The organism is endosymbiont of Riftia pachyptila (vent Ph05) (assembly GCF_000224455.1).
GTDB classification, from domain to species: Bacteria; Pseudomonadota; Gammaproteobacteria; order Chromatiales; family Chromatiaceae; genus Endoriftia; species Endoriftia persephonae.
Genome location: NZ_AFOC01000016.1, coordinates 1 through 20718 on the forward strand (window position 1 = coordinate 1; position 20718 = coordinate 20718).

General features: G+C 61.4%; 15 protein-coding genes and 1 pseudogene. 11 read left to right on the top strand and 5 right to left on the bottom strand.

What is annotated here, in order from left to right; all coding sequences use genetic code 11:
- Position 1: 1 nt before the first annotated feature.
- The 3 genes and pseudogenes from RIFP1SYM_RS03955 (at position 2) to RIFP1SYM_RS03965 (ending at position 2916) form a co-directional block, all read left to right on the top strand.
- Entirely contained in the window at positions 2-259 is a 258-nt protein-coding gene (locus tag RIFP1SYM_RS03955) for a FeoA family protein (protein WP_005959832.1), read from the top strand.
- 19 nt (positions 260-278) lie between these two features.
- A pseudogene (gene feoB / locus RIFP1SYM_RS03960) lies at positions 279-2641 on the top strand (Fe(2+) transporter permease subunit FeoB).
- The gene (locus tag RIFP1SYM_RS03965) at positions 2638-2916 is read left to right on the top strand and encodes a FeoC-like transcriptional regulator (protein ID WP_005959835.1); all 279 of its coding nucleotides are present in this window, start codon (positions 2638-2640) and stop codon (positions 2914-2916) included. Before feoB ends, RIFP1SYM_RS03965 begins: the two are co-directional and overlap by 4 nt.
- Before the next feature lie 27 nt (positions 2917-2943).
- Here the strand turns inward: RIFP1SYM_RS03965 and RIFP1SYM_RS03970 are convergent, their stop codons facing one another.
- The 3 genes from RIFP1SYM_RS03970 to RIFP1SYM_RS03980 form a co-directional block, all read right to left on the bottom strand.
- A complete protein-coding gene (locus tag RIFP1SYM_RS03970) occupies positions 2944-3549 on the bottom strand; it encodes an SPOR domain-containing protein (RefSeq protein WP_005959836.1) in 606 nt (201 codons plus the stop codon).
- Positions 3550-3552: 3 nt separating this feature from the next.
- Entirely contained in the window at positions 3553-5313 is a 1761-nt protein-coding gene (gene argS, locus RIFP1SYM_RS03975) for an arginine--tRNA ligase (protein ID WP_005959837.1), read from the bottom strand.
- A gap of 208 nt (positions 5314-5521) precedes the next feature.
- Positions 5522-7210, bottom strand: a complete 1689-nt coding sequence (locus RIFP1SYM_RS03980; protein WP_005959838.1) for a methyl-accepting chemotaxis protein — start codon at positions 7208-7210, stop codon at positions 5522-5524.
- 170 nt (positions 7211-7380) lie between these two features.
- Here RIFP1SYM_RS03980 and RIFP1SYM_RS17850 point away from each other — a divergent pair, with 170 nt between their 5' ends.
- Positions 7381-7539: a hypothetical protein gene (locus RIFP1SYM_RS17850; RefSeq protein ID WP_006474643.1), complete on the top strand. Its 159-nt coding sequence runs from the start codon at positions 7381-7383 to the stop codon at positions 7537-7539.
- 10 nt (positions 7540-7549) lie between these two features.
- On the opposite strand, the gene RIFP1SYM_RS03985 is transcribed toward RIFP1SYM_RS17850, so the two are convergent.
- Positions 7550-9175 (bottom strand): methyl-accepting chemotaxis protein, encoded by a 1626-nt coding sequence (locus RIFP1SYM_RS03985; RefSeq protein WP_005959840.1) that lies wholly within the window; start codon positions 9173-9175, stop codon positions 7550-7552.
- Positions 9176-9292: 117 nt separating this feature from the next.
- Entirely contained in the window at positions 9293-11497 is a 2205-nt protein-coding gene (locus RIFP1SYM_RS03990) for a primosomal protein N' (RefSeq protein WP_039959696.1), read from the bottom strand.
- A 438-nt stretch (positions 11498-11935) separates the two neighbouring features.
- On the opposite strand from RIFP1SYM_RS03990, the gene RIFP1SYM_RS03995 reads away from it, so the two are divergent.
- The 7 genes from RIFP1SYM_RS03995 (at position 11936) to RIFP1SYM_RS04025 (ending at position 20654) form a co-directional block, all read left to right on the top strand.
- Positions 11936-12817: a fructosamine kinase family protein gene (locus RIFP1SYM_RS03995; RefSeq protein WP_006474646.1), complete on the top strand. Its 882-nt coding sequence runs from the start codon at positions 11936-11938 to the stop codon at positions 12815-12817.
- Between the two features lie 113 nt (positions 12818-12930).
- A complete protein-coding gene (gene rlmH, locus RIFP1SYM_RS04000) occupies positions 12931-13401 on the top strand; it encodes a 23S rRNA (pseudouridine(1915)-N(3))-methyltransferase RlmH (RefSeq protein ID WP_006474648.1) in 471 nt (156 codons plus the stop codon).
- Between the two features lie 269 nt (positions 13402-13670).
- A complete protein-coding gene (locus RIFP1SYM_RS04005; protein ID WP_005959844.1) occupies positions 13671-14276 on the top strand; it encodes a Maf family protein in 606 nt (201 codons plus the stop codon).
- Between the two features lie 9 nt (positions 14277-14285).
- Positions 14286-15758, top strand: coding sequence for a ribonuclease G (gene rng, locus RIFP1SYM_RS04010; RefSeq protein WP_005959845.1), 1473 nt, complete (start codon positions 14286-14288; stop codon positions 15756-15758).
- A gap of 10 nt (positions 15759-15768) precedes the next feature.
- Positions 15769-18120 (top strand): YhdP family phospholipid transporter, encoded by a 2352-nt coding sequence (locus RIFP1SYM_RS04015; protein WP_005959846.1) that lies wholly within the window; start codon positions 15769-15771, stop codon positions 18118-18120.
- A gap of 16 nt (positions 18121-18136) precedes the next feature.
- Positions 18137-19633: a YhdP family phospholipid transporter gene (locus RIFP1SYM_RS04020; RefSeq protein WP_039959698.1), complete on the top strand. Its 1497-nt coding sequence runs from the start codon at positions 18137-18139 to the stop codon at positions 19631-19633.
- Positions 19634-19823: 190 nt separating this feature from the next.
- On the top strand, positions 19824-20654 hold the full coding sequence (locus RIFP1SYM_RS04025; protein WP_005959848.1) for a carbon-nitrogen hydrolase family protein: 831 nt from the start codon (positions 19824-19826) through the stop codon (positions 20652-20654).
- Positions 20655-20718 lie beyond the last annotated feature (64 nt).

Genomic DNA, 20718 nt, shown 5'->3' on the forward strand with positions numbered 1-20718 from the left:
GATGGTTGAGAGAGAGTGTGACAATCAATCGATTAGCCTAGCCTCGCTGCCGGTGGGGGCGCGCGCCAGGATCAAACGTGTCGAGGGAGGCCGGCAGCTGTTGCGTCGCCTGATCAGCCTGGGTCTGCCGTTGGGCGCCGAGATATCGGTATTACAGCAACGTGGGCGGGGTGTCGTGGTGGCAAACGGGGGTATCCGGGTGGCGCTGGGAAGTGGCATCGCCGATAAGCTGATGATGGCGCCTCTGGATGCCGACTGAGAAGGGCTGGAACTGAGCGATGGGCTGTAGTGAATGTGGTGACGGGCGGAGCAAACCCCGCTCTGGGGGCGAGTCTCGGTTGACTATCGCGTTGGCGGGCAATCCCAACTGCGGCAAATCAGCCCTCTTCAACGCCCTGACCGGGATCCGTCAGAAGACCGGCAATTGGCCCGGCGTGACAGTGGATCGTAAGGAGGGGCGCTTCAGTCTCGATGGCGAGGAGGTCAGCGTCATTGACCTGCCAGGCATCTATTCGCTGGACGCCACCACCCTGGATGAACAGGTCACGCGGGACTACCTGTTGTCTGGCGATGCCGACCTGATCGTCAATATCATCGACGCCTCCAACCTGGAGCGTAACCTCTACTTCACCGTGCAGATGCTCGAGATGGGCGTGCCGGTGCTGATTGCGCTCAACATGATGGATGTGGCGCGCAAGCGCGGTATCTGCATCGATACCGAAAAGTTGAGTGAGGAGACCGGCTGTCCAGTGATACCGATCGTTGCGGTCAGCGGTGAAGGTCTGGAGCAGCTCAAGCAGGGGGTGACACAGCTACGCCGGGGCGAGCTGAGTGGTGGCTTTGCGCTGGCTCATGATGAGGCAGTGGAGCAGGCGCTGAGCGATCTTGATCCCCTGATGCTCGACCAACATAAGACCGCCAAGCGGCGCTGGCTGCTGCTGAAGATGTTGGAAGGAGACAGCTTCGCCCTCGATCAGGCGGATGATGCACTGACACAAAAGGTCGCCGAATGGCAGCAGGCGATTGAGCAGCGCGCCGGTGAAGAGACCGACATCCATATTGCCGACAGCCGTTACGGTCATGCCCACGCGCTGTCGCAGACGGTCTTGAAGGAGCAGGGCCGGGTTGGCAAGACTCTGAGTGATCGCATCGACCGGGTCGTATTGAGCCGCATCCTGGGCATCCCGGTTTTTCTTGCGGTGATGTACCTGATGTTCCTCTTCGCGATCAACATCGGCGGGGCCTTTATCGACTTCTTCGATGGCATTGCCGGTGCCATCTTCGTCGATGGCCTGGGCCACTGGTTGAGCCAGCTCGGGCTGCCCGAGTGGCTGGTGGTGGTGCTCGCGATGGCGCTGGCGGCGGCATCCAAGTGGTGGCAACCTTTATTCCGATCATCGCCGCCCTCTACCTGTTCCTTTCGGTGGTGGAGGATACCGGCTACATGGCGCGCGCTGCGTTTGTCATGGATCGTTTCATGCGTTCCATCGGCCTGCCGGGCAAGGCCTTTGTGCCGTTAATCGTCGGCTTTGGCTGCAATGTACCGGCGGTGATGGCAACCCGCACCCTGGAGAACGAGCGCGAGCGCAAGCTCACCATCCTGATGAATCCCTTCATGTCCTGTGGCGCACGGCTACCGGTCTATGTGCTGTTCGCCACCGCCTTTTTCCCGGACAACGGCCAGAACCTGGTGTTCGGCCTCTACCTGATCGGCATAGTTGTTGCGATTCTCACCGGCCTGATCATGAAGAAGACCCTGCTCTCCGGTGAGAGCACTGGCTTCATGATGGAGTTGCCCCCCTACCATCTGCCGACCCTCAAGGGTGTGGCGCTCCGCACCTGGGATCGGGTACGCCTCTTCATCAAAGAGGCGGGGCGGGTGATTGTGCTGATGGTGCTGGCGATCAACGTGCTCAATTCCTTGGGCACCGACGGTTCATTCGGCAACGAGGATAGTGAGCACTCGGCCCTCTCGGCAGTCAGCAAGACGCTCACCCCGCTGTTTTCACCAATGGGGATCGAGCAGGAGAACTGGCCAGCCACGGTGGGTATATTCACCGGCGTGCTGGCGAAGGAGGCGGTGGTGGGCACCCTCGACTCGATCTACACTAGCCTGGCTCGGCAGGAGGCGGGGGATACTGGCGGCGGGGAGCCGTTCGACTTCTGGGCGGCGATCGCTGAGGCCGCCGCCACAGTGCCGGAGAACCTGGGCGAGGTGAAGAATCAGCTGCTTGATCCGCTCGGCCTGCAAGTGGGCGACCTGAGCGATGCCCGTGGAGCAGCGCAGAAGCAGGAGGTGGAGGTGGATGTATTCGGCGCGATGGCGGCCCGCTTCGATGGCCAGGCTGGAGCCTTCGCCTATCTGCTGTTCATTCTGCTCTACTTTCCCTGCGTGGCGACTATCGGCGCGATCGTACGTGAGGCGGGCAGTGCCTGGGCCGCTTTTGTTGCGGCCTGGACCACGGGTGTCGCCTATGTCAGTGCCAGCCTCTTCTATCAGATCGCCAGCTATTCGCTGCACCCTGCCAGTTCGATCGCCTGGATCAGCTCACTGTTGTTGCTGGTGGCGATGGTGATTGGCGGCCTGCGGATCTGGGCGCGACGGGATCTGAGGGCGCTGTTGCGGCGGGTACGGGCATGATCCTCGCCGAGATCAAGACCTATCTGAAGCAGCGTCGGCAGGCGAGCCTGGCCGACATTGCGCTGCATTTCGATATTGAGCCGGATGCGGCGCGTGGCATGCTGGAGCAGTGGATTCGCAAGGGCAAGGTGGAACGGCTTAGTGCGCAGGCGGCCTGCGGTTCGAGCTGCAGCAAGTGTGATCCGGCTACCACTGAGCTCTATCTTTGGAAGGATGCGGCGGATCGGCCGGCTGCCGAGCCGATCCGTTTCAATCCAGGCTGCCCTTCACAATGAGGTGCCTGCGTCGCCCGCGGCGCAGCGCTAACGTTTCAGCTTGATTATCAGGGTCTTGATCTGATTCTGTCGCGCCAGCGCCAGGTCGTGATTGAGCGCCTGACGGTTCGGGTAGGGGCGACTACGCACCCGGTGGTAGGTCTGATTGTTGTTGATGCTGACCCGCTGGATCTCTGCCTCGATGCCGATCAGCGCCAGTCGTGCTTTCATCCGGTCGGCGTCGGCGAACTTGCGAAATGAACCCATCTGCAGGATGTAGGCGCTTTTGTCTTTTGCCACTGGGCGCGTTTCAACATGCGCCTTCTGCACTGGGGGTGGTATGGCCGCAGGTGCGGGCTCCGGGGCGTTGATCTCCTCCTCCGGGATCAACACCTCCATCTCCGGCAGGATGGTGTAGAAATCGAAGTGGGGTTTGGGTGTCTCTGGCGGCTTCGCTGGTGCTGATCTGGGCTCGGCGACCGGTTGCTTGCTAACCCCAGGGATCTGCCCGGCCGCCATCTGCGGACCATACTGCAGCCATACCAGCCCCATCACGAAGGCGCCACTGATCAGGCCGGAGAAGAACCAGAGTCCACAGCTTCGCTCTGACCTTTTCCGCTCCTTGGGAGTGGCCCGATGCTTGAAGTCCGCCATCGTCTACATGCTCTCTGGAGCCGAGACTCCCAGCAGGTTGAGTCCGTTGCGCAGTACCTGGCGTGCCGCCAGGATCAGCTTGATACGGGCGTCACGCAGTGCCTCGTCCTCGATCAGGAACTTGTGGGCGTTGTAGTAGGTGTGGAAGTCGTTGGCCAGCTCCCGCAGATAGTGGGTCAGTAGGTGAGGCTCCTCGTTGAGAGCCGCCGTCTCCACCACCTCCGGGTAGCGGGAGAGGCTGCTGAGCAGGGCCTGCTCGTGAGCCTCGCTGAGCCGCTCCAGGTTCTCGGTGCCGGCGCTGGGCTCGACAGAGATCTCCTTGTCGGCGGCCTGCTTCAGCACACTGCAGACCCGGGCATGGGCGTACTGCACATAGTAGACCGGGTTGTCGCTAGACTGGGACTTGGCCAGATCCAGGTCGAAGTCGAGGTGCTGCTCGCACTTACGCATCACGTAGAAGAAGCGCGCAGCGTCGGTCCCCACCTCTTTGCGCAGCTCGCGCAGGGTGACGAACTCGCCGGAGCGGGTCGACATCTGGGCCTTCTCACCGCCCCGGTAGAGGATCGCGAACTGCACCAGCAGTACGTCGAGCTTGCTGGGGTCATCCCCCACTGCCTGCATCGCAGCCTTCACTCGCGGCACATAGCCGTGGTGGTCGGCGCCCCAGATATCGATTACCCGCTCGAAGCCGCGCTCCAGCTTGTCCATGTGGTAGGCGATGTCGGAGGCGAAGTAGGTGGTCTGGCCGTTGTCCCGCACCACCACCCGGTCCTTTTCGTCGCCGTAGTCGGTGGACTTGAACCAGAGTGCGCCGTTCTTTTCATAGACGTGACCGGAACCACGCAGGCGCTCGATCGCCTTATTCACTGCGCCGGACTCGGTAAGGCTGCGTTCGGAGTACCACTCGTCGTAGTTGACGCCGAACAGCGAGAGGTCGTCACGGATGTCGTCAAGGATGGTGTTGAGCCCCAGTTCGAAGACGAAACGGTAGCGGTTGTCGCCCAACAGCTGTTTGGCGCGGGCGATCAGGGCATCGATATGCGTTTCTTTGTCGCCGCCGTCGGGTTCGTCGGCGGGGATATCGGCAAACACGTCGTCGGCGCTCTGCTTGTATGTCTCGCCGTGATCCCGGTGCAGGGTGGCAGCGATGTCCCAGACGTAGTCGCCTTTGTAACCATTCGAGGGGAAGGTCAGCTGCTCATCGCAGAGTTCCAGGTAGCGCAGCCAGACCGAGGTGCCGAGGATATCCATCTGCCGGCCGGCATCGTTGACATAGTATTCGCGATGCACGTCGAAACCGACTGCAGCGAGCAGATCCGCTACCACCGAGCCGTAGGCGGCGCCGCGGCCGTGGCCGACGTGCAGTGGGCCGGTTGGGTTGGCGGAGACGAATTCCACCTGCACCCTCTTGCCCTGGCCCAAGTCGCTGCGACCGTAGTCCGGTCCCTGCTCCAGGATTGCCGGCACCAGGGCGTGATAGGCGTCGGCGCTGAGGTAAAAGTTAATAAAGCCGGGCCCGGCGATCTCGGTCTTTTCGATCATTGCCGAGGCGGGCAGGGCAGCCATCAGCTTCTCCGCCAGATCCCGGGGCTTACTGCGGGCGGGCTTGGCCAGCACCAGCGCGACGTTGGTGGCGAAGTCGCCATGGCGGGGATCGCGCGCGCGCTCGATGGTGGGGGAGGGCACTGCGTCGGCGGGGATCACGCCATGGTTGGCGAGTTGTGCCAAGGCGGTGGAGACCAACTGCTGGATCTGGTGCTTCATCTTCTTCCTGTCTGTATGAAAGGGGTCGGAGTCGACCCGGGGACGGAGCGGTGGAGGGCGGCGTTTTGTCGGTCCCTCTCGTGGAGTCGATCACGGCCCCGAACCCTTTGAGATCAAACGATCAATAATAGCAGGAATGAGGTGTGGCGGGGCGACACAAAACCGGATTCTGGTGGCCGGTAATATCGCTGGCCACCGCGTGTTTCGGTCAAAGTTTGAAATGGTTGGTCAGTTCTTTCAGCTGATTGGTCAGCTGGTGCAGTGTATTCACCTCGGCGTCGACCTGGCAGGCGTTTTTAGCCGAGGTCTGGGACAATTGGCTGATCCCGGTGAGGCTCCGGTTGACCGCGCCCACCATCTGGCCCTGCTGTTCGGAGGCGGCAGCGACCTGGGTGTTCAGGCTGGTGATGGTTTCCACCGATTCCGTGATATGGGTCAGGTGATCGGCAACTTCGCCGGCCAGGGCAAGTGTGGCGTCAGCGCTGGAACGGCTCTTGTCCATAGCCTGTACCGTGGCGCCGGTCGCCTCCTGTAGGCGGGTGGTCATCTGCTGGATCTCCTCTGTGGACTCCTGGGTGCGGCCGGCCAGGGTCCGCACCTCGTCCGCCACCACTGCAAACCCCCGGCCCTGGTCGCCGGCCCGTGCCGCTTCGATAGCAGCGTTCAGGGCCAGTAGATTGGTTTGTTCGGCAATACTGCGAATGACTGCCAGCACACTACCGATCTCTTTACTATCGGTCGTCAGTTGGTAGAGTGCTTCGGTCGCTTGCTGAATCTCTTGTGACAATTGTTGCGTTACCTGCATGTTTTTCTGCATCAGATCCTGCCCGGCTCGGGTCGCGTTAAGCGTGTCGTCCGTTGCATCGGCGGCGCTGGTAGCACTGCGGGCAATTTCCTGGGTGGCCATGGACATCTGCTCAACTGCATTGGCCACCTGGACCGTCTCCTGTTCCTGTTGTGCCAAGGTGGCGCTGCTGGTCCGGCTGACATCTGCCAACTGCTGCGCACTGCCGGTAAGCTGGTCGCCGAGAGAGGTGATGTTGCCGACGGTGTGCTGCAGCTTTTCCACAAAGAGATTGAATGCCTGCCCGATGCGAGCTGTTTCGTGTTCACCTTCGGTGTCGAGTCGTCGGCTCAGATCGCCATCACCGGCGGCGATCTCCTGCAATGCGTCGATCACGGCTTCGAGCTTGTTGCCGATGGTGGCGCGATACACCAAGTAGAGGGTACCGAGCATAACCGTGGCCAGCAGGAGCAGTGTGAGCGTCAGGTAGTTGCTAATGCGGGCACCGTTGGCGAGTTGCTCGTCGATGGGCATCTCGATCTCGAGCACGCCGCGGACATCGCCCTTGCGCCAGTCGTTTTTCGGGGTGTCCGGATGGGAGTTGTGGCAGGCAACACAGGCGTCGGCAACCATGAGATCGGCGATGCCGACCCGGACGAATGTACGGTCGCCCCGTTGTTCGGTGCGTGTGACCGGTGTGTCAGGGGTCTTGATCAAGCGCTCCCAGGCATCCCGTTGGAAACTATCCAGGGTGCGGCTCTTCCGGTTGGGAAAGGGGAAAGCCGAGTAGAGTTTGATTTGGGTGCCCTGGTCTTTCAGCAGGGCGCTGAGGTCGTGGATCATGGTGGCGGGCAGGGGAATGCTATCGGACTCGCTGTGGTGATTGATGGAGGCATTGAGTCCGCCCTTGCCCACTACCTTTCCGATTACGTTGCGGGTGTAGTAGCTGCGCAGGGTCTTGAACTGGTTGACCATGGTCTTGGCCACCGCCAGGGCTTCCATTTCGGCATTCTGTTTTACCAATATCGGGATGTACCAAGTGACCAGTGCCAGTCCAATGGCGAAGACACCTAGAATCGGAAAAAAGAGTCCCCAAAACAGGCTTTTTCTCATGGCAACGCTCCTCCCCGCCCCACAGGTTTATGCACCTCATATGGTCGGCAGCGGCAGCGTATTCTTAAACTGGTCGGGTGCGAATGGATAAAAAAGGGTGCAGTGAAGCGTCGCCAGTTTGCTGTCCAGACTTGATCAGGGGCTCCCTAAGTTACTCACACCCAGATGAGATGAAAAAAGAAAAGGTGGTCCGCACCTCGCAATGCACCGCCTATTTGCAACAGCGTAGAGTGATCGAGGTGGGCGAGATCGAGCAGATCTTCACCCAGCGCTATGATCTGCAAGAAGAGCTGCGAGGCGATGACAGGCAGATCCATAACGCCAGATGAGGCGGTGGATTCAGGTCCTGAAGTTTGTCGTCAGGGTCTCGAGCCGTTGCGCCACCCCTACCAATCCTGCGCCAGAGCGGGCGGTCTCCTGAGCAATGCGCGCGCTCTGTTCGGCCACCTGATTGATGGAGCTGATGTGTTGGTGGATCTCGTTGGTCGCAATGCTCTGCTGTTCGGCACTGGTGGCGATCTGGTTGTTCATCTCGGTTATCGAGTGGACCGAGTCGGCGATCGCTGTCAGGGATTCGCCGGTGCGGGCGGCCTGATCGACACTCTGTTCTGCTCTTTCGCGGCTCTCTTCCATGACTCGTACTGCCTCGCTGGTGCCGTTCTGCAGTTGTTCGATCATCGCCTGGATCTCGCTGGTGGACTCCTGCGTACGTCCCGCTAGGGTGCGCACCTCATCCGCCACTACCGCAAAGCCCCGTCCCTGCTCGCCTGCCCGAGCCGCTTCGATAGCGGCATTCAGGGCCAGCAGGTTGGTCTGTTCAGCGATTCCCTTGATCACGTCGAGCACAGAGCCAATATTGCCTGCATCCGTTTCCAGTCGGTGGATTACCGCAGAGGCAGATTCAACTTCGGAGGCGAGTCCACTGATGCATTGGATGGATTTCTCGACAACATTTCTGCCTTCGTCGACGGCACTGTTGGCCTGACGTGCCGCCTCGGCTGCGTTGACGGCGCTGGTCGCAACCTGCTGCACACTGACTGCCATCTGATCCATCGCCTGGGCGACCTGGGCGGTTTTCGCCTGCTGACGTTGCATGCCCTCGCCAGACTCACGGGTGGCTTGAGAGAGTTGGCTAGCAGAGTCAGAGAGTTCGCTGATGGAGCTGTGGACCTGGCTAATCAGATTTCCCATCTGCGTGCGCAACTCAGACGCGGAGGTTGCCAGATCGCCAAACTCGTCATTACGCGGCTCGATGGTGACGGGGGTGAAGTCGCCACTGGCAAAACGTTGCAGACAGATAGAGAGCTGCCGGGTTGGTCTGACGACGGTCTGCTGGATGATCAGGAGCATTGCAATCGCGACCATAGCGGTGGTGATTCCAGATAAAATCAGGCTCCAGACCATGGCCGACTCTCCATCCGCCTTGAGCGTCTGGGTCTTGTCCTGTGCATCGGCTGCGATCAGTTTGGCGGCCTCTATCAGTCGGTTGGTGGGAGGCCTGTCTATCCCCTTGACTGCCATGTCGCCCGCCTTGGGGTCGAAGCCAGTTGCCTTGAATTGTGCAAGGCCATTTCGATAGGTGGAGCGGAGGGCTTGATGGTCTTCAATAAAGGCCTGGATCAGGCGCTGGGCCTGTGGATTTTGTAACGATTTGGCGAGCTTGTGGGCGCGTTCGCTGATCTGTTTCTCCAATGCCTCAAACCGGCCCCAGTATTTACTCATGGAGTCGGACTGGTGGCCGCGCAGCAGTACGTTTTTCCACTCCTGCACCTGTTTTTTGAAATCGGACTGCAGAAGCAGTGCCTCACGTTCATTTCTGAACTGCACACTGATGGCGTGATCGTAGGCGTTGAGCACATGTGAAAGGGTAAAAAAACCGTACGTTGTCGCCACTCCGATAAGTATAGCGCCGAGGCTTAGCAACAGGATCATGCGGGTTTTCAGGCTATGGAGATTGAATGGCATCAGGAGGTCCCGTTTTCGCTGGAGATGAAGCAGAAGTTGCCAATCATTGGCGTCTGATGGGGCTTTTTCTTGAGTAGTACCCTTGAATGGTGTTTGAGATGTGCGCTTGGTGGGTGGTCAGAGCATCTCCTGCGGATCCACATCGATCGACCAGCGTACCCGCCTGGCTTCGGGGAGATCGCGGAGCTGCTTCAGCCAGCCGCTCAGCCACCCCTGCAGCAGACGACGCTCGCCCGCCTGGATCAGCAGCTGGGCGCGAGTGCGGCCGGCGCGCCGCTCCATCGGCGCGGGTACCGGCCCCCACAGCTCGATGCCTCGGCTCTGTGCTGCCTGTCGCTCCAGTTCGGCCGCACGCTGTAGAAAAGCGAGCGGCAGCTCGGCCTGATTCGCCTCAGCGCGTAGCAGTGCCTGGTGGCTGAACGGCGGTAGCTGTGCCAGCTGGCGCTCTTGCAGCGCCTCCCGGGCAAACGCGGCATAGCCTTGCTGCACCAGCGTCTGCAGCAGTGGATGGTCCGGGTAACGGGTCTGGATCAACACCCGTCCTGGGTGGTCGCCGCGACCGGCGCGGCCCGCGACCTGGATGATCAGCTGGGCGGTGCGCTCGGGAGCACGATAGTCGGCGCTGAACAGCCCCTGGTCCACATCAATGATCCCGACTAGTGCGACGTTCGGAAAGTGGTGCCCTTTAGCCAACATCTGGGTGCCGATCAGCAACGGATAGTCGCCCCGCCGGATCGCCTTGAGATAGTGCTCCAGGCTGCCCTTGCGGCGAGTTGAGTCACGGTCGATGCGCGCCAGTGCAACCTCGGGAAAACGTCTCTGCAGGAGATCTTCGATGCGCTCTGTGCCCTGCCCCAGTGGGCGTAGCTCGCTGCTGCCGCAGTCGGGGCAGTGGGCTGGCTGGCGATGTTGATGACCGCAGTGGTGACACCAGAGCAGGTTGGATGACTTGTGTAGGGTCATGCGGGCATCACAGCGCGGACAATCGGAGATCCAGCCACAGGCATGGCAGGTGATCACCGGGGCGAAGCCACGCCGATTGAGAAACAGCATCGCCTGATTGCCCTGTTCGAGTGTCGCTGCGATCTGCTCGATCAGCTGGGGCGAGAGGCCGGCCTCGAGCCTGATGCGGCTGGTGTCGAGCAGGCGGATCTCAGGCAACTGCGCGCTGCCGGCGCGGGTCGGCAGTGACAGCTGTTGATAGCGTCCCAGCTCGACATTTTGCAGGCTCTCCAGGGAGGGGGTGGCGGAGCCCAGCAGCAGCGGACAGTTGTTCTGCTGTGCCCGTACTACGGCCAGATCCCGGGCGGAGTAGCGGAACCCCTCCTGCTGCTTGAGTGAAAGATCGTGCTCCTCGTCGACGATGATCAGGCGCAGCCGGGGCAGCGGGACGAAGATCGCCGAGCGAGTGCCGATGATCAGCTGGCTCTCGCCGAGCCGTGCGGCGTGCCAGCCCTCCTCCCGCTCGCCCTCGGAGAGAGCGGAGTGGAGGCGGGTGATGCGACATCCAAGGCGTCGCTCGAAGCGGCGTGTCAGCTGCGGCGTGAGGCCGATCTCTGGCACCAGCACCAGCACCTGGCCATCCCCGGTGAGCAGCTGTTCGATCAGTTTGAGATAGACCTCTGTCTTGCCGCTGCCGGTGACCCCATCGAGCAGAAAGGCCTGAAACCCCCCGAAGGCGCTGCTGACCCTCTCCACCGCCTGCTGTTGATAGGAGGTGAGCGTTGGGCCGCTGATTGGAGTGTCTGGCGGCTGCGTGGGATGCAGGGTGCAGGGTTCGATCCAGGCCTTCTGCTGCAGGCTGCGCAATGCCGAGAGCGCCTCACCGAACTGCCGCTTCAGCTGCTCTCTGCTAAGCCCTGCGGGATGTGCAGCAAACAGCTTTAGCAGTTGCCGCTGACGTGGTGCCCGAGTGAGTAAGTCGGGATCTTGCTGCTCTCCCAGTGCGGAGATTCGCCAACCCTCCGGTTGAGCGCGTTGGATACTGCGGCCGCTGCGCAAGCGGCTTGGCAGGGCGTGAAAGATCACATCGCCCAATGGGTGCTGGTAGTAGCTGGCGGCCCAGCGCAGCAGCTTGAGATCCGGCTCCAGCAGCAGGGGGCTCTCGTCAAGCTGTTGCAGGGCGGGCTTCAGCCGTGAGTGGTCGACCGCCGATTCGCTGCTGTTCTCAAGCAGGATGGCGCAGCGCTTTTGGCGGCCAAATGGCACCAGAAGACGCACCCCAGGTTGCGCCTGGAAGGGGGCAGGGTCTGGCGGGAGATAGTCGAAGCTCTGATCGAGCGGACCGGGCAGGACGACGCGGAGAAAGCGCTGAGGTTGCATGAGGCGGAGCCTAGCATGGCCTGTTGTTTTTTCGCCAAAAAACCTCGCCACGCTTGAGTGTCGAGAGGACGCTTATCCACACTTCCTGTGGATAAAGTTGTGGATTTTCTCTGTGAAAAACTCCTAAGGTCGCGAAAACAAAGGCTTTCGGGAAATTGCTCGATTATTGGTCAAAAGTGTTAAATCCATAAATATCAATGAGATAGATCGACCAATCGCAGTATGCGTCAATCTATTGACAAATGCGAGGCTGTTGTGGAATGGCGTGTGAATAAACACCCTCATCCGATCCTCAAGGCGTATTCGGCTGCGTTCCCTATCTTGTTGTTGTTAGACAACTTATGACCCCTGTGGGAATATGCTTCGCTGCCAGCGAGGAGCACAAAAAGTGCTCCGTGGTGGTTTTTTCATCTTTAATCCGCACTTTTGAGGTGATTGATGTCAGCCTGGCAGCAGATTGCAGAACAGATCGCCCAGGTCACAGGTGAAGCCTTCGATCCGCTGCCGCCGAATGGTATCGGCGGAGGCTGTATCAACACTACGCAACGGCTGCGCGACGGCGAGCGCAGCTTTTTTCTCAAACTCAATAGCGCCTCCCTGATCGCCATGTTCGAGGCGGAGGCTGACGGTCTGCAGGCGCTGGCAGCCAGCGATACGCTTCGGGTGCCGCGCCCGATCTGTCACGGCGTCGCCTCTGGGCAGGCTTATCTGGTATTGGAATATATCGAGATGGGCCATGCTGGCGGCAGTAGTGCCGCCCTAGCCGGGCGTCAGCTGGCGCAGATGCATCGCTGCAGCGATGCCCGCTTCGGCTGGATCAGGGACAACACCATCGGCTCCACCCCGCAGCAGAATGCCCCGCACCACGACTGGATCCATTTCTGGCGGGCGCAGCGCCTCGGCTTTCAACTTCAGCTGGCGGAGCAGAACGGCTACGGTCGGGTCCTGCAGCCGCTGGGCGAACGTCTGCTGGAGCAGTTTCCGGTGCTGATCGAGCATGCCCCGGTCCCCTCCCTGCTGCATGGCGACCTGTGGGGCGGCAACCTCGCCTACGATCAGGCAGGCAATCCGGTGATCTTCGATCCAGCGGTCTACTACGGTGATCGTGAGGCGGATCTGGCGATGACTGGGCTGTTTGGCGGGTTCAGCCGGGATTTTTACGCCGCCTATCAGGAGGCCTGGCCCCTCGATCCAGGCTATCCGGTGCGCAAGCGCCTCTACAACCTCTACCACATCCTCAACCATCTCAACATGTTTGGTGGTGGTTATCTGGGACAGGCGGCGGGGATGATGGAGGGTCTGCTGGCTGAGATCGGCTAGCTCCAAAGTTGCGTCCGGTGCTGGCAGTGTCCCTGCCATTTCAAGGTTTCGGGGCGGAAAATGGGCAAAAACTCCGGATCAAAGCGAGCAACTCCAATAGAATAGGGTCCGCCATGAATATTTATTTGATCGCTGTGGGCAACCGCATGCCCCGTTGGGTGGATGAGGGTTACCAGGAGTATGCTCGCCGCCTGCCGGGCGAGTGTGCGCTCAAACTGGTGGAGATCGCCCCAGGCCACCGCGGCAAGGGGGCGGATATTCGCCGCACCTTGAGAGATGAGGGTGAGCGCATGCTGAAGGCGATCCCCAAGGGGTGCCGGGTGGTGGCGCTGGAAGTGGGGGGGCGTAGCTGGAGCACCGAGGCGCTGTCGCAGCAGATGGAGCGTTGGATGGCCGATGGCCGGGATCTGGCGCTGCTGGTGGGCGGTCCGGAGGGGTTGGCGCCGGCATGTCAGGCGTGTGCCGAGCAACGCTGGTCGCTCTCCGCCCTGACCCTGCCCCATCCGTTGGTGCGGGTGCTGCTGGCAGAGCAGCTCTACCGCGGCTGGAGCCTGTTGCGCAACCACCCCTACCACCGGGCTTGATTAGGGCCTGTTCACACTAAGAAAATCGTCGCGTTGCCACCTGAAATCAGGCCAGGCAAGGCGCAAGGAGAGAAGTTTAGTGAGACTAAATGAGCGACGAGCAATGCCTGGCCTGATTTCAGGCGCAACCCGAAGGGACGGGGCCATTTTTCCGCAATTCGGCGTTACCACTCATTTGTGCAGACTAACCACACGGCATTCGCGGTGCTTTGTCTTGCGAAAAAATGGCCACCGTTGCGGTGATTTTCTTAGTGTGAATAGGCCCTAGGGTGGCGGCAGCGCAGATTATTCTCGCCTCCCGCTCACCACGGCGCGCGGAACTGCTGCGGCAGATCGGCGTCGATTTTGAACAGATCGATGTGGAGATCGACGAGACACCGTTGGCCGACGAGGCCCCGCAAGCGTATGTGTTGCGTCTGGCGCGGCAGAAGGTGGTTGCGGCGCGCCGCGCCCAGGGCCAGCAGCTGGAGCTGCCGGTATTGGCTGCCGACACGGCAGTGATCGTCGATGGGCAGATCCTTGGCAAGCCGGTCGACCGAGCCGATGGCATCGCCATGTTGCAGCGGCTCTCGGCGCGCAGTCACCTGGTCCTCAGCGGGGTGGCGTTGGCCGATGCGCGGGGCGAACAGGCGATGCTCAGCCAGAGCCGGGTGACCTTCCGCGCGTTGGCGCTGTCAGAGATTGAGGCCTATTGGGAGACCGGCGAGCCGCTGGATAAGGCCGGGGCCTACGGGATCCAGGGCCTGGCCGCACTGTTTATCACCGAGCTGCAGGGTAGCTACTCCGGGGTGATGGGGCTACCGCTCCATGAGACCGGTGAGCTGCTGCGGCAAGCAGCGCTGCCTCTGTTGGGCAACAATAATAGTAACGGGTAGTGTCTGAATATGAGTGAAGAGATCCTGATCAATGTGACACCCCCTGAGACCCGCGTGGCGGTGATCGAAAACGGCGTGGTGCAGGAAATCATCATCGAGCGCACCGGCAATCGGGGGCTGGTCGGCAACATCTATAAAGGCAAGGTGTGCCGAGTGCTGCCGGGCATGCAGGCGGCGTTTGTTGATATCGGCCTGGAGCGCGCCGCCTTTCTGCACGCCTCCGACATTAACCATGCCAATGGTGGCAGAGGCAATGGTAACGGCGAGTCGCGTTATGAGTCGATCAGCGAGCTGCTGCGGGAGGGGCAGCCGGTCATCGTGCAGGTGCTAAAGGACCCACTTGGTACCAAGGGCGCGCGCCTCACCACCAACATCTCGATCCCATCCCGCTATCTGGTCTTCATGCCCTCACTGGGTACTGTTGGCATCTCCCAGAAGATCGAGGATGAGGCGGAGCGCGCCCGCTTGCGCGAGCAGCTCAGCGCCTTGCCGGACGAGGAACGGCAAGGCGGCTTCATTGCCCGCACCGCGGCGGAGGGGGCCTCCAGCGAGGCGTTGCAGGCCGACATGCGTTTTCTCTCGCGGCTGTGGGCCTCGATCCAGGAGCGGGTGCGCAACGTCCAGGGCGTCGAACTGGTGCATGAGGATCTGCCGCTGGCGCTGCGCTCGCTGCGTGATCTGGTCGGGCCCGATGTGGAGAAGGTGCGCATCGACTCCCGCTCGACGCACGGCAAGGCGATCGAGTTTGTGCAGCAGTTCATCCCGGAGATCAAGCGGCAGGTCGAATACTATCCTGGCGAGCGTCCGGTGTTCGAGCTCTACGGCGTGGAGGATGAGATCCAGAAGGCGCTGGAGCGTAAGGTGCAGCTCAAGTCGGGCGGGCATCTGGTGATCGACCAGACCGAGGCGATGACCACCATCGATGTCAATACCGGCGCCTTTGTCGGCCATCGCAACCTCGAGGAGACCATCTTCAAGACCAACCTGGAGGCGGCCCAGGCGATCTGCCGCCAGCTACGGCTGCGCAACTTGGGCGGCATCATCATCATCGACTTTATCGACATGACCGACCCGGAGCATCGCCGTCAGGTACTGCGGGCGTTGGAACGCTGTCTCTCCCACGATCATGCGCGCACCCACATCACCGAGGTCTCCTCCCTGGGACTGGTGGAGATGACCCGTAAGCGCACCCGTGAGTCCCTCGAGCACATCCTCTGCCAGCCCTGCCCCTGCTGTGCCGGACGTGGTTCGACCAAGACCGCGGAGACGATCTGTTACGAGATCTTTCGCGAGATTCTGCGCGAGGCGCGGCAGTTCGATGTGGAGTCGCTACTGGTGCTCGCCTCTCAGGAGGTGATCGACCGGCTGCTCGACGAGGAGGCGAGCCATCTGGCGGAGCTGGAGCAGTTCATTGGACGACCGATCAGACTACAGGCGGAAGTACTCTATGGCCAGGAACACTTCGATGTGGTCCTGATTTGACGCCTGTGCGATGCCCAAGCGCCTAAAAATCCTCGCCTCTCCCATCTCCTATCTCGGCTGCAGCGTAATCATCGCGCTGGCGATCCTGCTTAGTCTGCTGCGCCTGATTCTGCCGCAGCTCGACTTGGAGCCCTTGCGGGAGGATATCCAGGCGCTGGTGAGCGAGACGGCCGGGGTGCCGGTGCAGTTCGAGCAGGTCAACGTGAAGATCCTTGGTCCCCATCTTGCGCTGGTTCTCAGGCAGGTCGATCTGATGGATGAGCAGGGGCGCGAGACCCTGCTGCGGGTCGGTGAGGTACGGGTCGACCTCGATCTGGTCGGCAGTCTGCTGGCGGGTGAGATACGCCTCGGCCATGTGGAGCTGCGCGACACCCGCCTGCTGTTGGTGGAGCGATCGGATGGCCGGATTGAGCTGCAGGGTGGGCTCACATCCTCGGCGTCTGGGCAGGGCGACCTGAGGTTGCCGTTTCTGCGCCACAGCAGCCTGCGCCTGCTAGAGTCAGAATTCTACTGGGTCAAGGAGAGCGGTTCAGTCCCGCCGCTGCGCATCTACGATATCGATATGGAGCTGCGTAACCGGGGCAGGGAGCACCAGTTCATCCTCAGGGCCGGGCTCGACAGCAAGAGCCGGGGTGAGATCCGCCTGATCGCCGACCTGCATGAGCGGGGCGGAAAGCAGCTCCTCCTGGATGGCCAGATCTACCTGCTAGCAGAGGGGTTGAACTTGGCGCATCTACCGGCTGCGCTGCAGCCGGCTGGTTACCAGGTGGGGGATGGGGCGCTGCGACTGCAGTTGTGGGGCGATGTGGAGCAGAGCCGGCTGCAGCAGGTGACGGGTGACTGGGAGCTGCGGGATCTGCTGATCTCCGGAGGAGAGCCAATTCAGCATCTGGGGCTGGAAAACCTCTCGGCCAAAATCGACTGGCGGAAGTTGCCGCAGGGCTGGCGCCTCGACCTGAATCATTTGACCCTGGTGCGTAACAGTCGGCTCTGGCCGCCGGGTCGGTACAGTCTTGAGTGGGTACGCGACCGGCAGGCGGTGCGATTACGCGCCGGGGCCGACTATCTCTCTGTAAAAGATGTGTCGGAGTTTGCTGCGCTGTTTCTGGCGCCCGATGCCGAGGCATTCAAGGTGCTGCTTGGGCTCTCTCCACAGGGTGATATGAGCCGCTTCCGCTTTGCGCTGGATCTGCCCGATCAGGGCCCACCACGTTGGCAGACCCGAGGCCGCCTGACTAGCTACAGACATACTGCCTGGCAGCAGATACCGGGGCTGGAGGGGCTGCGGCTGGAGTTCGCCGGTGGTGACCAAGGTGGCAGGGTGTGGCTGGAGTCGGACCAGTTCAGCGCCGATTTCGGTGACCTGTTCCGCACCCCGCTGCAGGCGAGCCGACTCAAGGGCGAACTGGAATGGCACCTCCGCCCCGGTGAGATGCTGCGCCTCAGCAGCTCCCATCTCTACATGAAAACCCCTCATGTTGAGACACTCTCTCGACTCGATATTCAGGTGCCCTTGGCGGGCGGTGTGCCGCTGCTCGATATGCAGGCCGACTTCTGGAATGGTGATGGGGCGGAGAAGAGTCGCTACCTGCCGACCCGGATCATGCCGCCGGAACTGACCGATTGGCTCGACCGAGCCATCGTCGGCGGTCAGGTGACTGCTGGCTCGTTTCTGCTCTATGGGCCGCTCGATCGCTTCCCTTTTACCGGCCAGGAGGGGCGCTTCGAGGTGCTGTTCGGTGTTGAACAGGCGGTGCTGGACTATATGCCGGAGTGGCCGCGCATCGAAGAGGCCACTGCCGAGGTACACTTCCTCAACAATAGCCTGAAGATTCGACTCTACGAGGGGCGCCTGCTCGACAGCCAGCTCACCACCGGCCGGGTGGTGATTGATGAGCTGGATCGGGCCGACGAGGTGCAGATTCGCGTGAGCCTGGAGGGGCCCTTCAATGATGCCGCCCGGGTGTTGGGCGAAACTCCCTTGAAGGCTCATTTCGAGCGATTTCTCAAGCAGCTGAAGCTGGGTGGAGAGTGTCGTTTGAGCCTCAATTTCAACGTGCCGTTGCTGGAGAGCAAACCGTTTCGTTTCAACGGCGTGGTCGATCTGGAAAACGCCAGGCTGGGTGTGGAACAGTGGGATCTGGCGCTGGAGTCGGTCGAGGGGCGCCTGATCATCGATCAGCACAAGCTACAGGGGCAGGATATCCAGGCGCGGCTGTTTGGCGAGTCGGTACAGGTCAACGTGTTGCCACAGACGGATGCAGATGGGCCGCGCAGCCGCGTCGAGATCGCCCTGCCGCTGCGGGTGGAACAATTGCAACGACAGTTTCCGCAGCTGGCNGGACTACCCACTCACAGGTAGCAGCGAGGCTCGTCTGGTGCTCGATATCGCCCACGCCGAGGCTGCCGAAACGCCACTGCGCCTGTCGCTTGAGTCGGAACTGCGAGGCCTGGCTGTCGATCAGCCGCAGCCGCTGGGCAAGCAGGCCGGAGAGCGTCGCCCGCTCAAGTTGTTGTTTGAGTTTCAGGCCGATGAACGGTTTGAACTGCAGGCGGAGTATGGCCCCAGACTGAAGGCGCATCTGGCGGGGGGGGCGGAGGGGCGGATCGAGCGCGGCGAGATCGTCGTGGGTGGTGCAGCGCCACGCCTGCCAGCACAGCCGGGGCTGCAGGTGCGAGGCCGGCTCAACGAGCTTGATCTCGATCAGTGGATGCGGCAACTGTCGTCCCACTGGCAGAGTCCCGGACATCAGGAAGGCTTGCTCGAATCCCTCGACCTGCAGATCGAGCAGCTCAAGCTGGCGGGAGTTGAACAGCACGATGCCCATCTGCAGATCACACAGATGGATGATGCCTGGTGGTTGCAGTTGCAGTCGGACAAGATGGATGGCGGCCTGCGCATCCCCACGGTGTTGGAGAGCGAGCCATTGTATGGGCGATTCAAGCTGTGGAGCCTCGAGACCTCGCACTGGTTTGCTGATGAGCCGGAGGCAGAGCAGGTGTCGGCAGCGCCCTCTGCAGTGGTCGACCCGCGACAATTGCCGGGGCTCAATCTGGAGGTGGAGCAGCTGCAGATCAACGGACGAGCGTTTGGTCGGGTAGAGATGAAGTGGAGCAAGACCCCGGATGGGCTGCAGCTTGATCGCTTTGCGCTGAACGGTGAGCGCCTGGAACTGCTCGCCACCGGCCACTGGTCGAGGCGCGGCAGCAGAGACAGCAGCGCCTATCAGGTGACCGGGAATGCCGCCAATCTGGGGCAGCTGCTGTCGGATCTGGGGATCAGTGCCACCATCGAGAAGGCCTCGCTGGCACTGCAGGCCAATCTGCGGGCAGAACGGTCACCGCTGGACCTTTCGTTGGCGGATCTGGAGGGTGAGTTTTCCCTGAATGTGGGGCCAGGCTCGGTGCTGGATGTGGACCCTGGCATGGGAGGGGTGATTGCGCTATTCAGTCTGCGCGGCCTGATCAACCGTCTGACCCTCGATTTCAGTGACATCACACCTGGGGGCTTTATCTTTGAGGGCATCAGCGGTCAGTTCGACCTGAAACAGGGCAATGCCTATACTGAAAACCTGCGGCTCGAGAGCCCGGTGGCGCGTATCGACATCAGCGGTCGTACCGGACTGAAGACACAGGACTATGAGCAGCTGGTGAGGGTCACACCGCGGGTCAGTTCGACCCTGCCGCTGTTCGGGGCGCTGGCACTCAATCCGTCGGTGGGGATCGCCCTGATGATTGCGCAGCCGCTGATCGGCGAGGGGGTCGACAGGATTGCCCGGGTGGAGTACCGGGTCAGCGGCAGCTGGGACAAGCCTCGTTTCGAGAAGATCGAACGTACTCCGGTAGCGGAATTTGATGAGACAGAGTTGCCATAGGGGGCCGGTAGCCTCTAATCTGCCATCGGCCTGGGCCTGTGCTGGTTCGCCTCAAGCCAATGATGCTATCCTGCGGGCTTTTCGGGGAGACCCGCAACATGACCAGAGATAATCTGGTCTGCCGGCCCGGCCACTGGACAACCGCCTGTCTGCCGGGGCACGGCAGGAGAGAGCGTTTCACAGGTAGTTTATGAGTCAGAACAGAAGCAAGATCGCCGCCATCCAGATGGCAACCAGTCCAAATGTCAGCGCCAACCTGCTGGAGGCTGAGCGCCTGATCGCAGAGGCGGCAGAGAGTGGTGCCGGTCTGGTTGTGTTGCCGGAGAACTTTGCCTTCATGGGCGAGCACGATCGGGATATGTGCACCCTTGCTGAGGCGCAGGGTGACGGTCCACTGCAGGAATTTCTCAGCCAGATGGCGAGCCGCTATGGGGTCTGGATTGTCGGCGGCACCATCCCGATGCGCGCTAAGGTGGCCTCCAAGGTGCGCGCCGCCTGTATCGTCTTCAACAGCGCGGGCCAACAGGTGGCGCACTACGACAAGATTCACCTGTTTGATGTGGACCTGCTGGAGGCAGACGAGCATTATCAGGAGTCGGCCACCATTGAGGCCGGTGAGCGGGCGGTGGTGGTAGATAGCCCATTTGGCCGGCTCGGCGTGGCGGTCTGTTACGATCTGCGCTTTCCCGAACTGTTCCGCCGTCTGCTTGAACTGGGGGCGGAGGTATTTGTCATCCCTTCCGCCTTCACCGCGATCACCGGCAAGGCTCACTGGCAGACCCTGGTGCGCGCCCGCGCCATCGAAAACCTCGCATTTGTCGTGGCCGCGGCCCAGGGCGGATACCATGTGAATGGCCGCGAGACCCACGGCCACAGCATGATCGTCGATCCCTGGGGCACGATCCTGGCCCAGGTGCCGCGCGGCACCGGCTCGGTGAGCTGCGTGCTCGACCGGGACTATCAGGATACAATCCGCCGCAGCTTTCCGACCATCAAACACCGTCGCGACGAGATTGTTTGAGCTGCCGCCCCACCTCTCTCTTTCACTACAGCTTGAGTGCCTCGGCGATGCGTCGCAGGCCGTC

Excerpts from the sequence above, each read along its gene's own strand:
- RIFP1SYM_RS03970 (WP_005959836.1), bottom strand. The coding sequence starts at position 3,549 with ATGGCGGACTTCAAGCATCGGGCCACTCCCAAGGAGCGGAAAAGGTCA.
- RIFP1SYM_RS03980 (WP_005959838.1), bottom strand. The coding sequence starts at position 7,210 with ATGAGAAAAAGCCTGTTTTGGGGACTCTTTTTTCCGATTCTAGGTGTC.
- rng (WP_005959845.1), top strand. The coding sequence starts at position 14,286 with ATGAGTGAAGAGATCCTGATCAATGTGACACCCCCTGAGACCCGCGTG.
- RIFP1SYM_RS03985 (WP_005959840.1), bottom strand. The coding sequence starts at position 9,175 with ATGCCATTCAATCTCCATAGCCTGAAAACCCGCATGATCCTGTTGCTA.
- RIFP1SYM_RS03965 (WP_005959835.1), top strand. The coding sequence starts at position 2,638 with ATGATCCTCGCCGAGATCAAGACCTATCTGAAGCAGCGTCGGCAGGCG.
- RIFP1SYM_RS04025 (WP_005959848.1), top strand. The coding sequence starts at position 19,824 with ATGAGTCAGAACAGAAGCAAGATCGCCGCCATCCAGATGGCAACCAGT.
- RIFP1SYM_RS03990 (WP_039959696.1), bottom strand. The coding sequence starts at position 11,497 with ATGCAACCTCAGCGCTTTCTCCGCGTCGTCCTGCCCGGTCCGCTCGAT.
- RIFP1SYM_RS17850 (WP_006474643.1), top strand. The coding sequence starts at position 7,381 with ATGAAAAAAGAAAAGGTGGTCCGCACCTCGCAATGCACCGCCTATTTG.
- RIFP1SYM_RS03955 (WP_005959832.1), top strand. The coding sequence starts at position 2 with ATGGTTGAGAGAGAGTGTGACAATCAATCGATTAGCCTAGCCTCGCTG.
- argS (WP_005959837.1), bottom strand. The coding sequence starts at position 5,313 with ATGAAGCACCAGATCCAGCAGTTGGTCTCCACCGCCTTGGCACAACTC.
- rlmH (WP_006474648.1), top strand. The coding sequence starts at position 12,931 with ATGAATATTTATTTGATCGCTGTGGGCAACCGCATGCCCCGTTGGGTG.
- RIFP1SYM_RS03995 (WP_006474646.1), top strand. The coding sequence starts at position 11,936 with ATGTCAGCCTGGCAGCAGATTGCAGAACAGATCGCCCAGGTCACAGGT.